Annotated in this window: 13 protein-coding genes; 5 read left to right on the forward strand and 8 right to left on the reverse strand. The window is 68.8% G+C overall.

Annotated elements, in window-relative coordinates:
* Position 1: 1 nt before the first annotated feature.
* The gene (locus tag PK606_RS06020) at positions 2 to 1,408 is read right to left on the reverse strand and encodes an MFS transporter (protein WP_324561730.1); all 1,407 of its coding nucleotides are present in this window, start codon (positions 1,406 to 1,408) and stop codon (positions 2 to 4) included.
* A gap of 75 nt (positions 1,409 to 1,483) precedes the next feature.
* Positions 1,484 to 2,611: an alkene reductase gene (locus PK606_RS06025; protein ID WP_324561732.1), complete on the reverse strand. Its 1,128-nt coding sequence runs from the start codon at positions 2,609 to 2,611 to the stop codon at positions 1,484 to 1,486.
* Between the two features lie 172 nt (positions 2,612 to 2,783).
* On the opposite strand from PK606_RS06025, the gene PK606_RS06030 reads away from it, so the two are divergent.
* Entirely contained in the window at positions 2,784 to 4,007 is a 1,224-nt protein-coding gene (locus PK606_RS06030; RefSeq protein WP_324561734.1) for a YbfB/YjiJ family MFS transporter, read from the forward strand.
* Positions 4,008 to 4,011: 4 nt separating this feature from the next.
* On the opposite strand, the gene gstA is transcribed toward PK606_RS06030, so the two are convergent.
* Positions 4,012 to 4,617 (reverse strand): glutathione transferase GstA, encoded by a 606-nt coding sequence (gene gstA / locus PK606_RS06035; protein WP_324561736.1) that lies wholly within the window; start codon positions 4,615 to 4,617, stop codon positions 4,012 to 4,014.
* 158 nt (positions 4,618 to 4,775) lie between these two features.
* Positions 4,776 to 5,042, reverse strand: a complete 267-nt coding sequence (locus PK606_RS06040) for a proteinase inhibitor (RefSeq protein ID WP_324561737.1) — start codon at positions 5,040 to 5,042, stop codon at positions 4,776 to 4,778.
* 83 nt (positions 5,043 to 5,125) lie between these two features.
* On the opposite strand from PK606_RS06040, the gene PK606_RS06045 reads away from it, so the two are divergent.
* Complete coding sequence (locus tag PK606_RS06045) at positions 5,126 to 5,659, forward strand: hypothetical protein (RefSeq protein WP_324561739.1); 534 nt, start codon at positions 5,126 to 5,128, stop codon at positions 5,657 to 5,659.
* A gap of 506 nt (positions 5,660 to 6,165) precedes the next feature.
* On the opposite strand, the gene PK606_RS06050 is transcribed toward PK606_RS06045, so the two are convergent.
* Entirely contained in the window at positions 6,166 to 6,477 is a 312-nt protein-coding gene (locus PK606_RS06050) for a hypothetical protein (protein WP_324561741.1), read from the reverse strand.
* A gap of 56 nt (positions 6,478 to 6,533) precedes the next feature.
* On the opposite strand from PK606_RS06050, the gene PK606_RS06055 reads away from it, so the two are divergent.
* Positions 6,534 to 6,728, forward strand: a complete 195-nt coding sequence (locus tag PK606_RS06055; protein WP_324561743.1) for a hypothetical protein — start codon at positions 6,534 to 6,536, stop codon at positions 6,726 to 6,728.
* 178 nt (positions 6,729 to 6,906) lie between these two features.
* On the opposite strand, the gene PK606_RS06060 is transcribed toward PK606_RS06055, so the two are convergent.
* The 3 genes from PK606_RS06060 to PK606_RS06075 form a co-directional block, all read right to left on the reverse strand.
* Complete coding sequence (locus tag PK606_RS06060) at positions 6,907 to 7,197, reverse strand: YkgJ family cysteine cluster protein (protein WP_324561745.1); 291 nt, start codon at positions 7,195 to 7,197, stop codon at positions 6,907 to 6,909.
* A gap of 139 nt (positions 7,198 to 7,336) precedes the next feature.
* A complete protein-coding gene (locus tag PK606_RS06070; RefSeq protein ID WP_324561747.1) occupies positions 7,337 to 8,323 on the reverse strand; it encodes a diacylglycerol/lipid kinase family protein in 987 nt (328 codons plus the stop codon).
* A 1-nt stretch (position 8,324) separates the two neighbouring features.
* Positions 8,325 to 9,647 carry a Glu/Leu/Phe/Val family dehydrogenase gene (locus PK606_RS06075; protein ID WP_324561749.1) on the reverse strand — a complete coding sequence of 441 codons (1,323 nt, stop codon included), beginning with the start codon at positions 9,645 to 9,647 and terminating at the stop codon, positions 8,325 to 8,327.
* Positions 9,648 to 9,849: 202 nt separating this feature from the next.
* Between PK606_RS06075 and mnmG the strand changes: the two genes are divergently transcribed.
* Positions 9,850 to 11,856 (forward strand): tRNA uridine-5-carboxymethylaminomethyl(34) synthesis enzyme MnmG, encoded by a 2,007-nt coding sequence (gene mnmG / locus PK606_RS06080; RefSeq protein WP_324561751.1) that lies wholly within the window; start codon positions 9,850 to 9,852, stop codon positions 11,854 to 11,856.
* On the forward strand, positions 11,853 to 12,497 hold the full coding sequence (rsmG, locus tag PK606_RS06085; RefSeq protein ID WP_324561753.1) for a 16S rRNA (guanine(527)-N(7))-methyltransferase RsmG: 645 nt from the start codon (positions 11,853 to 11,855) through the stop codon (positions 12,495 to 12,497). Before mnmG ends, rsmG begins: the two co-directional genes overlap by 4 nt.
* Positions 12,498 to 12,505 lie beyond the last annotated feature (8 nt).

Raw genomic sequence — 12,505 nt, forward strand, 5'->3', positions numbered from 1 at the left:
CCTAATCGCGCCCGGATCGCTCCGTGCGCGCCGTTGCCAGCACGCGCAGCACGCTGCAGACGCCCGAGGCCAGCGCGAACAGCGCGCTCAGCGCCAGCGCCAGATCGGTGCCGAACTGGCTCTCGTGCGGCGTCCAGAGGCTGAACAGCAGCGCGGCCAGCACCGCGCCCAGCGTCTGGCCGGTGAGACGCGCAGTGCCCAGCATGCCGCTGGCGGCGCCGCTGCGCTGCGGCGGTGGCGTGGTCAGGATGGTGTGGTTGTTGGGTGACTGGAACAGGCCGAAGCCGAGTCCGCACAGCGCCAGCCGCCAGGCCAGCTCGATGTCGGCGGGCCGCTCCGGCAGCGCCGCCAGCAGGGCCAGGCCGGCGGCCAGCAGCAGCATGCCGAGGCCACCCAGCAGGCCGGCCGGCACGCGGTCGATCAAGCGTCCAGCCAGCGGCGCCACCACCATGATGGCCAGCGGCCAGGCGGCGATCAGCAGCCCGGCCTTCAGCGGTGTCAGGCCCAGGGCTTCCAGCAGCAGGAAGGGCAGCGCCACGTAGGCCAGCATCTGGGCGCAGAAGGCGCCGACCGAGGCGCCCATCGACAGCGCGAACACCGGCAGCTGCAGCAGATCGACCGGGAACAGCGGCGCCACCCGGGTGCGCTGCCGACGGATGTAGAAGAAGCCGACGGCCAGCCCGGCCAGCAGCATCAGCACGGCGTCCGGTGGCAGTTCGCCACCACCGCCGCGCACGCCCAGGCGGTCGGCGCCGATGAACACCAGCGAAAACGTCAGCACGTTCAGCAGCACGTCCATCGGCGCGATGCGGGTGCCGGCGGTTGCCGCGGCGGTGTTGGCCGGCAGTGCGCGCCAGCCCAGCCAGAACACCAGCGCGCCCAGCAGCAGGTTGAGCGTGAACAGCCAGCGCCAGGACGCCACCGACAGCACCACGGCCGCCAGCGCCGGCCCGGCCACGGCGGCGGTGGCCACTACCATCGAATTCAGTGCGATGCCGCGGCCCAGCAGCGCGCGCGGATAGACGCGCCGCACCAGCGCCGCATTGACGCTCATGATGCCGGCCGCGCCCAGGCCCTGCAACGCGCGCGCACCGGTCAGCGTGCCCAGGTTGGGCGCCAGCATGGCCACCGCCGACGCCAGCACGAACAGCGCCATGCCGCCCAGGTACACGCGCCGGTAGCCGAGCAGGTCGCCCAGGCTGGCCAGCGGCAGCAGCAGCGCCAGGATCGCGATCTGGTAGGCGTTGACCACCCACACCGATTGCGCGGCACTGGCCTGCAGGTCGCGCGCGATGCTGGGCAGGGCCAGGTTCATGATGGTGCCGTCGAGCACCGACACCGCAATGCCGAGCAGGATCACCAGCACCGCGCGCCGGCGCTGCGGCGCGGGCAGGCCGTCGTCGCTCATGCGGCTCCCGCTACCGCAGATCGGTCGCTGCGGCGCGACGCTCCGGTCGCCGGTGCCGGCCGGTCGTGGAGCGGATCAGGACGCCAGCGCCGGGTAATCCGTGTACCCCTTGGCGCCGCCGCCGTACATGGTGCTCTTGTCGAGCTCGGCCCAGGGCCCGCCGCGCCGGATGCGCTCGGCCAGGTCGGGCATGCAGATGAAGGACTTGCCGAAGGCCACCAGGTCGGCGCGGCCGCTGGCGATGGCGTCTTCGGCCAGCGCCGCGTCGTAGCCGTTGTTGACCATCCAGGCGCCGTGCCCGCCGGCGCTGCGGTAGGCGGCTTTCATGGCGGCGTAGTCGAATGGCCGGCCCTCGACTTCGCGTGGGCCGCCGGTGGCGCCCTCGATGACGTGCACGTAGGCCAGGCCGAGCGGCGCCAGTTGGCGCATCAGGTATTCGAACAGCGGCTGCGGATCGGCGTCCACGATGTCGTTGGCCGGCGTCACCGGCGACAGGCGGATGCCGACGCGGTCGTGGCCGACGGCGTCGGCCACCGCGCGCGCCACTTCCAGCGTCAGCCGGGCGCGGTTCTCGATGCTGCCGCCGTAGTCGTCGCCGCGTTGGTTGGCGCCGGTCTTGAGGAACTGGTCGAGCAGGTAGCCGTTGGCGCCGTGCAACTCGACGCCATCGAAGCCGGCCGACTGCACCGCGTTGCGCGCCGCCACGGCGTAGTCGTGCACGATGCCCGGGATCTCATCGCGCTCCAGCGCGCGTGGCTCGCTGGTGGGGGTGAAATGGCCCTCGCCCTGTTCGTTGAAGACGTAGGTCTTGGCGTTGGCGCGGACCGCCGACGGCGCCACCGGCGCGGCTTTGCCCGGCAGCAGCACCTGGTGCGACACCCGGCCCACGTGCCACAGCTGGCACACGATCTTGCCGCCGGCCGCATGCACCGCCTGCGTGACCTGCTTCCAGCCGTCAAGCTGCTCGGTGCCGTACAGGCCCGGCACGTCGGCGTAGCCCTGGGCCTGTGGGCTGATGGCGGTGCCTTCGCTGACGATCAGGCCGGCGCCGGTGCGTGGATCGGCGCGCTGGGCGTAGTAGGTCGCCATCAGCGGCGTTGGTACGGCGCCGGGCGCGCGGTTGCGTGTCAGCGGCGCCATGACGAGGCGGCTGGCGACCTCGATGGCGCCGACGCGGGTGGGTGAGAATAGGTGCTGGGACATGTCTCGGATTCGGGGCTGGGGCGGCGCGGCATGCGCGCCAGCTGGGCATTTTGCGCCAGTTCCGCGCGTCGCGACGGCGGCCAGCCGAGCATGCCGCATCCGGCTGCGCGGGCTTGTCCCGCAGGTGCCAGGGTGGTGCCGCGCCCGGTCCCGGCTCGCGCACAATGCGCGCATGTCGACGCCCGAGCCGCCCAGCCTGCGCCAGCTGATCCTGATTGCGCTGGCGCTGTCGCTGGGTGCCGCGGTGTCGCTCGGCATCACGCGCTTCGCCTACGGGTTGCTGCTGCCGGTGATGCGCGACGACCTCGACTGGAGCTACACCCTGGCCGGCGCCATGAACACCGCCAACGCCGGCGGCTACCTGCTGGGCGCGCTGGCGACGCCGTGGCTGATGCGGCGCTTCGGTGCCGTGCCGGTGTTCCTGGTCGGCAGCGTGCTGGCGAGCGTGTTCATGGCCGCCTCGGGCTTCTTCATCGACGCCTGGCCGCTGCTGCTGCAGCGCCTGCTGGCGGGCGTCGCCAGTGCCTTCGTGTTCGTTGCCGGCGGGCTGCTGGCGGCACGCATGGGCGCCCACGCGCCGGCGCATGCGGGCCTGCTGCTGGGCCTGTACTACGGCGGCACCGGCTGGGGCATCACGGCCTCGGCGCTGGGCGTGCCGGCCCTGCTGCACGCCGCGCGAGACGTGCAGCACGGCTGGGCCTGGGCCTGGTGGGGCATGGCGCTGCTGTGCCTGCTGGCCACCGTGGTGCTGGTCTGGCCGGCCCGGGCGCTGCGCCAGAGCGAACGGGCCGCGCCGACGAGCGCGACATCCGCCGCGGAGGCACCGCGCATCGGGCCGACCATCCGGCGCATGCTGCCGGCACTGATCGGCTACACGCTGTTCGGCGTCGGCTACATCGGCTACATGACCTTCGTGATCGCCCTGCTGCGCGAGCAGGGCGTGAGTGCCGGCGCCATCACCTGGTTCTATGCGCTGCTGGGTCTGGCGGTGGTCGCTTCGGCGCGCATCTGGGCCGGCCTGCTGAACCGCGCCAGGGGTGGCGGCGCGCTGGCGTTCCTCAACGCGCTGCTGGGCGTGGCCACCATTCTGCCGGCGCTGACCGGCGCCTGGCCGGTGGTGCTGGCCTCGGGCCTGCTGTTCGGCGCGGTGTTCCTGTCGCTGGTGGCATCGACCACCGCCTTCGTGCGCCACAACCTGCCGCAGTCCCTGTGGCCGGCGGGCATCAGCGCCTTCACCATCCTGTTCGCGTTCGGCCAGATCGCCGGGCCCACGGTGGTCGGCTGGATCGCCGACGGCCCGGGGGGGTTGGCGCGCGGGCTGGTCTATTCAGCGGCGGCGCTGTGGCTGGGCGCGCTGTTCGCGTGGCGGCAGCGGCCGCTTGCCGCGCCGGCGTGAACGCTCAGATCAGGCCTTCGGCCTTCATCGCGGCCTGCACCGCCGGGCGCGCGGCAACCCGCTCGCGGTAGGCAACTAGGTTCTTGAAGCCCGACAGGTCGATCTGCATCGGCTGGGCCCAGTTGGTAACGGTGAACAGGTAGCCGTCGGCGACCGTGAAGTCGTCGCCCATCAGGTACTGCTTGCCGGCCAGCTCGCCATCCACCCATTGCAGGCGCTCGCGCAGCTTGTCCTTGTTGAGCTGCTTGGCCTCTTCCGGCATGGCCGGGTTGAACAGCGGCGAGAAGGTCTTGTGGATCTCGGTGCCGATGAAGTTCAGCCAGCTCTGCAACTGGTAGCGCGCCAGCGTGCCGTTGGCGGGCGCCAGCTTCCGGTCCGGCGCCTGGTCGGCGATGTACTGCACGATGGCCGGGCCTTCGCGCAGGCCGGTGCCGTCATCCAGCACTAGGTACGGCACGTAACCGAGTGGATTGATCCTGCGGTAGTCGCTGCCGTCGGGCAACCGCTTGGTCTTGGTCGGTGCGGGGACGGCCTCGTACGGCAGGCCGGATTCTTCCAGCGCGATGTGCGGCGACAGCGAGCAGGCGCCGGCGGAGTAATAGAGTTTCATGGAAGTATTGAAAAATAACGGAAAAACGAATCGTGTTGAGAGACGATGACGGTTGATGGTGACACAATGATTTGTATCGCCCGCAGCGGAACTAGCCTGACGGAACGCTGCTGACGCAGCGTAGCAAAAGGCGGGCACGGCTGCACGCCAGTCGATCGTCACCGTCCTGACTCTTGCGCATGATCCGGTGCCGTGGCGCGCTCGAGCTGCGTCAGGTGGTGCATGGCGTGGCGTCCGCCGTCATCGACCGGTCCGCACATCTCGATCGAAGGCATGAGTTGCCGACACACGGCGGGCCGCTCGGGGCGACCGAACAGCTTGCAGCGGCCGTGCTGATCCAGTTGTACGCAGCGCACGCCTGCAGGCTTGCCGTCGAGTAGGTAATGGAACTGGGCACGAGCCCAGTTTTCAGTACGGGGTTCCATGGGCTCCCGCAAGGCTACGGCATTGGGGGAGCCAATGGCTAAAACTGGTGCGGTTACTGGGTTCCACAACTTCGGAGCCCAACATGCGCAACGCCGTCAGCGAGGTGGCACGTACCGACCGGCTCGCCGCCCTGCGGGACCAGCTTGACACCAAGGAGGCGGAGCACCGGGAGGCCACAGCGGCGGCCGAGCGCATCCTCACGCTGCTGCAGAGCAAGTCGAGCCCCCTGCTGGGGCGCCGCTTCCGAGAGCTGGACGGCAAGGCCACCGCTGCGGCTGCCGAGGCGACAGCCATCCGCGCCGAGCTGTACTCCAGCGAGGGGCCGCTTTGCGATGAGGACGTGGCGTTGGCGATGGACGCCGCCATGGCTGCGGTGCTGGACGTTACCGACCGCCTGGCGACCGAGCGCGCAGCGCTGCGCGACCGGCTGGCACGCGCCTACTCGGCCGTCTGGGTCTGGCCCGACAAGAAGCTGGCCGCAACCCTGGCCCAGGGGCGTCCGGAGGTCTTGTGGTTGCCCCTGGCACCCGAGGCGTCCATCATCGAGGCGCTGACCGGCCAGCTCGCGCTGCCGCCCTTGCCCAAGCACCTGCAGTCCAGCCAGGCCGGCGCCTGACCGATGACGTGGAACATCACCGTCGGGTGCGACCGTCTTGCAGACCGTCGCCAGGAGGCAGACGGTAGAAGCAGACGCTTCAACCGCAAGTCCACGGGGCGCGGCAGCTCTGCGGTCGCTAGGGCGACACGCTGCCTCTCGGGCTGGACGCCCTCGTCCCCTCCTAATACCGCGCCCCCAGCCCCCTTACACCGCACAGCGGTTCCAACGGGCGGGCAACCCGCGCAGTGCTTGCCGTTGTTGCCGCTGTTCGCGTCCCCTGCCTGCTCCGGCTGGACGCCGGACACCGCCCAGGTTGCCCGCCCGCTTTCAGCGTGCTGGGGGCGGGGCTTTGCCCCCGCTGCGCCACCGGGCCGTGGGCGGCCCTTTTTTCGCTGGGGCGAAAAATGACTTGCGGCTCCCCCGGCAGCACATCGACCCAGTGGGCTGGGTGCGCTTTGCTGGGCGGCGGCTGGACGCCTTGCCCCACTCCAGCGGCGTGGCCCCCAATCCGGGCTGCCGCCCGGTCATACCCGCGCCCTATGATTGAGCGCATGGATACACAAACAACAGCAGCGCAGGCATTCATTGCCAGGTGGCAGGGAGTCACGGCCAGTGAGCTGGCGACCGCTCAAACCTTCGTCATGGACCTGTGCGAGCTGTTGGATGTGCACAAACCGCAGGCGGATAGCGCGCTCGTCCTTGCCGGTCAGCTTGGCGAGGTAGGGGCCGGCGTAGGTCGTGTTGCCCTCGTAGTGGCGGGATGCCAACGCCACGTAGACGTACATGGTGGCGTTGTCGATGCAGTCCACGACGGTGAACAGCAGCTTGCGCGGCAAGCAGAGTAAGCGTGGCCTCACCACCCTCTTGAACTGAGCGCGAGGCTGGGCGAGCAGTGTTTGACCGCGAGCTGAACCATGCTCGCCGCATCGCCCTGGCCGCCGCGTCGCTGTGGGGCAACCGTTCGCAAGCGGAACGCGTTGCCCTTGAGAAGAGGGTCAAGCTGGTGGCGGTGGAGTTGCGGGACCCTCTCGTCTGGGTCAGTTCCAGCACCGTCACGCTGCACGAATGGCGACATCGCGGGATTTAAAACAGGTGCCTATACCTGGCAGACCCGCATAAGTTTGGCCAGGTCATCGGGGAATTTCTTGATTAGGTGCGCACCCCGCGCGCCCGTTCGCGGGTAACGCCGCGTTCGGAAAATGCACTGCAGCCCCGCGAGGGGGAGAGAGGCGCCTTCGGGTGCCTCTCTTTTTGGCATGACCGGCTCAACCCCCTGGGCTTGTCAGTTGCTCAAGCTGCTGGAGCCACAGCATTGCGTGCTCGCGCGAGTTGCCGCACATCTCTGAGCTCGGCTGCAACCCGCCGCACACCGCTGGCCGTTCCGGTCGGCCGAACAACTCGCAGGCCAGGTCTGGTGTGAGGTGCGCGCACCGCTCCCCGGCCCGCTTGCCTTGGGGCATTTTCGGCATGGGCGTGGAGATGGATGGTGCGATGCAGCAGGCGCCGCAACGCGCCCGGCATTCGGGCTCTTGGTAGGATGTCAATTCCGGTTCCATTGATTCCCGAAAGGCTTGCCTTGTGGCATGCCGGGAATCGGCGAGCTGATCGAGGGGGCGATGCAGCAGGCGGCGCAGTGGGGGCGGCATTCCATGGGCTGTATCCCGATGCCGGCGTGCCCGGCGCGTATCGGCGCATTCATGGTCGTGTCACCACCGGCAGCGCCGCTGGCAGGCAGCAGACCTCGAGCCAGCGCGCCTGGCCGATGAAGTTGCCGTCGGCGCCGAGCGGCAAGGGTTTGTCGCAATGCATGGTGAGTCGGGTGAAGCGGTGCTGTCGCACCTCGGGTTCGCCCAGGTGGCGCCCGCGCAGCATCTTGTGCAGCAGCCGGAGCAGGCGTGGCCGCGTGGTCTGACACAGGCGCAGGAGCTGCAGCTGCCCGTCGTCGATGCGCGCGGTGGGCGCGACCGGCATGCCGCCGCCGTAGCTGGCGGTGTTGAGCACCGACGCCAGGTGCAGCGCTTGCGGTGCGGCTGCATCCTGATCCGGCAGCGCCGGCGTGGTCGTCAACCGGATCGGCCAGGCATTCAGCACGCGCAGTTCGGCCAGGGTTGCCCAGAGGTAGTGCAGTTGGCCCGGCAGGCGATGGCGGCTGGTTTCGGCGCGGTAGGCGACGACCGAGTCGAAGCCCACCGTCAGGCTGGAGGCGAACAGGACGGTCTGGGGTGCGGGGTCGGTTGGCGCAGGCTTGTCGATTGGCACGAACTCGTCGGGCGGCGCAGCCGTCAGCGACCAGCGCACCTGGCCGAGGTCGATCGGGCGCGCCGGTCCACGCACCGCATGTTGCAGCGCCGACTCCAGGCCTTGCCCCAGCAGGCCCAGCGCGCGCGCGAAATCGTTGCCGGTGCCGGCGGGTATCAGGCCCAGCGTGTGGCCGCCGGCCAGCAGCGTCGGCAGCAAGGGGCCGACACTGCCGTCGCCGCCGACCAGCACCACGCGGCGACCCGGCCGCGCGGCCAGCCAATGGCAACTGTCGTCGACGGAAGCGCTGACGTGCACTTCCGCGACAGCGCCCAGCGCGAGCAGGGCCGCCTCGATGCGCGGACGCCAGCGCAGCGCCACCCCGCCCGACGCCAGGGGGTTGAGCAGCACCAGGATCGGGCCGCCGCCGCCGCGCGAGGTCACGTCACGGATACAGTCCGCGCAGATCACGCGCCGCCAGGATGCGCGTGCAGGCGACGATGTAGGCGGCGGTGCGCAGGCTGACCTGGTGCTGCTGCGCGGTGTGCCAGACGCCGGAGAAGGCGTCCTTCATGATCTTGATCAGGCGCTGGTTGATCTCCTCCTCGCTCCAGAAGAAGCTGGAGAAGTCCTGCACCCATTCGAAGTAGCTCACCGTCACGCCGCCGGCGTTGGCGACCACGTCGGGCACCACCAGCACGCCCTTGTCGTGCAGGATGTCGTCGGCCTCGGGTGTGGTCGGGCCGTTGGCGCCCTCGATGAGCATCTTGGCCTTGATTTTGCCGGCGTTCTGCCTGGTGACCTGCCCTTCCAGCGCGGCCGGAATCATGATGTCGCACTTGGCGGCCCAGAACTCGTTGGCGCTGGTCGCCTCGCCGCCCTTGAAGCCGAGCACGCCGCCGGTGCTGGCCACGTGTTCCAGCAGCTTCGGCACGTTCAGCCCCTTGTCGTTGGCGATGCTGCCGGTGTGGTCCTGCACCGCCACCACCAGCGCGCCAGCCTCGGCGAACAGCTTGCCGGCGGTGCCGCCGACGTTGCCGAAGCCCTGGATGGCGACGCGTGCGCCTTCGATGTCCAGGCCGATGTGGAACGCCGCCTCGCAGGCGATGGTGAAGACGCCGCGTCCGGTCGCTTCGCGTCGGCCGAGCGAGCCGCCGACGGCGATCGGCTTGCCCGTGACGACGCCGGTTGCGGTCTCGCCCACGTTCATCGAGTAGGTGTCCATCATCCAGGCCATCACCTTCTCGTTGGTGTTGACGTCGGGCGCCGGGATGTCCTTGGATGGCCCGATGATGATGCCGATCTCGGAGGTGTAGCGCCGGGTCAGCCGCTCGAGTTCCTTCAGCGACAGCGTGCGCGGATCGACCCGGACCCCGCCCTTGGCGCCGCCGTAGGGCACGTTGACGGCGGCGTTCTTGATCGACATCCAGGCCGACAGCGCCATCACCTCGGACAGGGTCACGTCCTGGTGGAAGCGCACGCCGCCCTTGCCGGGGCCGCGGCTGGTGTTGTGCTGCACGCGGTAGCCCTCGAAGTGGGCAATGGTGCCGTTGTCGAGTTCGATCGGCACATCGACGATCAGCGCGCGCTTGGGGCGCTTGAGTGTCTCGACCCAGCGCGCCAGCGAACCCAGGTAGGGCGTGACGCGGTCGATCTGCTGCAGGTAGATGCTCCAGGGACCGAGGTGCTTCTGGTCCAGATAGGAAGGCAGGGAATGGGTGATGGGCGCCGTGGCGGCCGTGCCGGGCTTGGTGTTGGTGCTTGCCATGGAGTTGTTCGCGTTGGTGTTCTGTGGGATGCGGCGACTGAGGGCAGGCGCCGCCAGGGCGCAGCATAGCACCGGCAATTGGTCCCTGCTGGCGTGGCAACAAGCCTGAATGCTATTTGATTGATAGCATCAACTCCAGTGCAGGCGCTGACAAAAAGATGAATCGATCGTAAAATTTCAGGTTTTCCTGAATCTCCCGTCCGTGCCCTCACCGATCTACACCCATCCCCAGCACTTCGATGTCATCGTCGTCGGCGGCGGTCATGCCGGCACCGAGGCTGCGCTGGCCGCCGCGCGCATGGGTGCGCAGACGCTGCTGTTGACGCACAACCTGGAAACGCTGGGTGCGATGAGCTGCAACCCCAGCATCGGCGGCATCGGCAAGGGGCACCTGGTCAAGGAAGTCGATGCGCTGGGCGGCGTCATGGCGCTGGCGACCGACAAGGCCGGCATCCAGTTCCGCATCCTCAACTCGAGCAAGGGACCGGCCGTACGCGCGACGCGCGCGCAGGCCGATCGCGTGCTGTACAAGGCCGCGATCCGGCACCGGCTGGAGAACCAGCCGAACCTGTGGCTGTTCCAGCAGGCGGTCGACGACCTGATGCTGGCAGGCGGGCGCGTGGTCGGCGCCGTGACCCAGCTCGGGGTCGCCTTCCGTGGTCGTACCGTGGTGCTGACGGCCGGCACCTTCCTGGACGGGCGCATCCACGTCGGGCTGCAGAACTACCAGGCCGGTCGCGCGGGCGATCCGCCGGCGCTGTCACTCTCAAGCAGGCTGAAGGAGCTGAAGCTGCCGCAAGGCCGCCTGAAGACCGGCACGCCGCCACGTCTGGATGGCCGCACGATCGACTTCAGCGCCTGCGAGGAGCAACCTGGTGATGGCATGGCCGGTGGTCAGAATGCAGCCTTGCCGGTGTTCAGCTTCATGGGCCGGGCGGAGATGCACCCGCGCCAGCTGCCCTGCTGGATCACGCACACCAATGCGCGCACGCATGAGATCATCCGCAGCGGCTTCGACCGCAGCCCCATGTTCACCGGCCAGATCGAAGGCGTGGGGCCGCGCTACTGCCCGAGCGTGGAGGACAAGATCAACCGCTTCGCCGGCAAGGAAAGCCATCAGATCTTCCTGGAGCCGGAAGGGCTGGATACCCACGAGATCTACCCCAATGGCATTTCCACCAGCCTGCCGTTCGACATCCAGCTGGAGCTGGTGCGCTCGATGCGCGGACTGGAGCAGGCCCACATCCTGCGGCCGGGCTACGCCATCGAGTACGACTATTTCGACCCGCGTGCGCTGAAGAGCAGCTTCGAGACCCGCGATGTCCAGGGCTTGTTCTTCGCCGGCCAGATCAACGGGACGACTGGCTACGAGGAAGCGGCGGCGCAGGGCCTGTTCGCCGGCGTCAACGCGGCGCTGCAGTGTCGCCAGCTGGACGGGCGCGCCGACGACTTCGGTGGCGCCTGGCTTCCCCGCCGCGACGAAGCCTACCTGGGTGTGCTGGTGGATGACCTGATCACCAAGGGCGTCACCGAACCGTACCGCATGTTCACCAGCCGCGCCGAGTTCCGTTTGCAGCTGCGGGAGGACAACGCCGACATGCGGTTGACCGAGTTAGGGCGCCGGCTTGGCCTGGTCGACGATGCGCGCTGGGATGCATTCAGCCGCAAGCGTGACGCTGTTTCACGTGAAACAGAGCGCCTGAAGTCCACCTGGGTGAATCCGCGCAATCTGGCGGCGTCCGAATCCGAGCGGGTGCTGGGCAAGGCCATCGAACACGAGCGCAACCTGTTTGACCTGCTGCGCCGGCCCGAAGTCAGCTACGCCGGCTTGATGAGTCTGGATGGCGGGCGCTACGCGGCAACCGCGTCTGATGTTCCACGTGAAACAACGGATGAGCTGACGCCAGCGGCGATCGAGCAGGTCGAGATCGGTGCCAAGTACAGCGGCTACATCGGCCGTCAGCGAGAAGAGGTCGAGCGTGCCCTGCATTACGAGGGTCTGCGGCTGCCGCCGGAACTCGACTACATGCAGATCGGCGCCTTGTCGATCGAGGTCCGGCAGAAGCTGCAGGCGCAGCGCCCCGAGACCCTGGGTCAGGCCAGCCGAATCAGCGGCGTGACGCCTGCGGCGGTCTCCCTGCTGCTGGTGCACCTGAAGAAGAGCGGCTTCAAGGGCTTCGCAGCCAATTCGCGCGCGCAGGCGGCATGAGCACCGACCGTGCTGATGTGCTGCGGCAAGCGGCGGCCTCCATGGGTTTGGACCTGGATGGCGGCGCCCAGGGGAGGTTGCTGGCCTACCTGGACTTGCTGGCCAAGTGGAACAAGGTCTACAACCTGACGGCCGTGCGTGATCCGGCCGAGATGCTCACGCACCACGTCCTCGACAGCCTCGCGGTCGTGACGCCGTTGCGCCGGCATACGGGCGGTCGATCTATCCGCCTGCTGGATGTCGGCTCCGGCGGCGGCCTGCCGGGTGCGGTCGTCGCCATCTGCTGCCCCGAGGCCCGCGTGGACTGCGTGGACACGGTCGGCAAGAAGGCCGCCTTTGTCCAGCAGGTCGCAGGTGCCCTGGGGTTGCCAAACCTGCGTGGCGTGCATGCGCGGGTCGAGAGTCTGACCGAGGCCTATGACGTCATCAGTTCGCGCGCCTTTGCCTCGCTGGTCGATTTCACCGCGTGGTCGCGCCAAGCGCTTGCCAGGCAGGGCGTCTGGATGGCCATGAAGGGCAGGCATCCCGCCGAGGAGATTGGCGCACTGCCGGCGGACATCGAGGTGTTTCACGTGGAACATCTTCAGGTGCCAAGTCTTGCAGCCGAGCGCTGCCTGGTGTGGATGCGGCCTGCGCCCTGAAAGGATGA

It is taken from the genome of Ottowia sp., assembly GCF_035444425.1.
In the GTDB taxonomy this organism is placed as follows: domain Bacteria; phylum Pseudomonadota; class Gammaproteobacteria; order Burkholderiales; family Burkholderiaceae_C; genus Ottowia.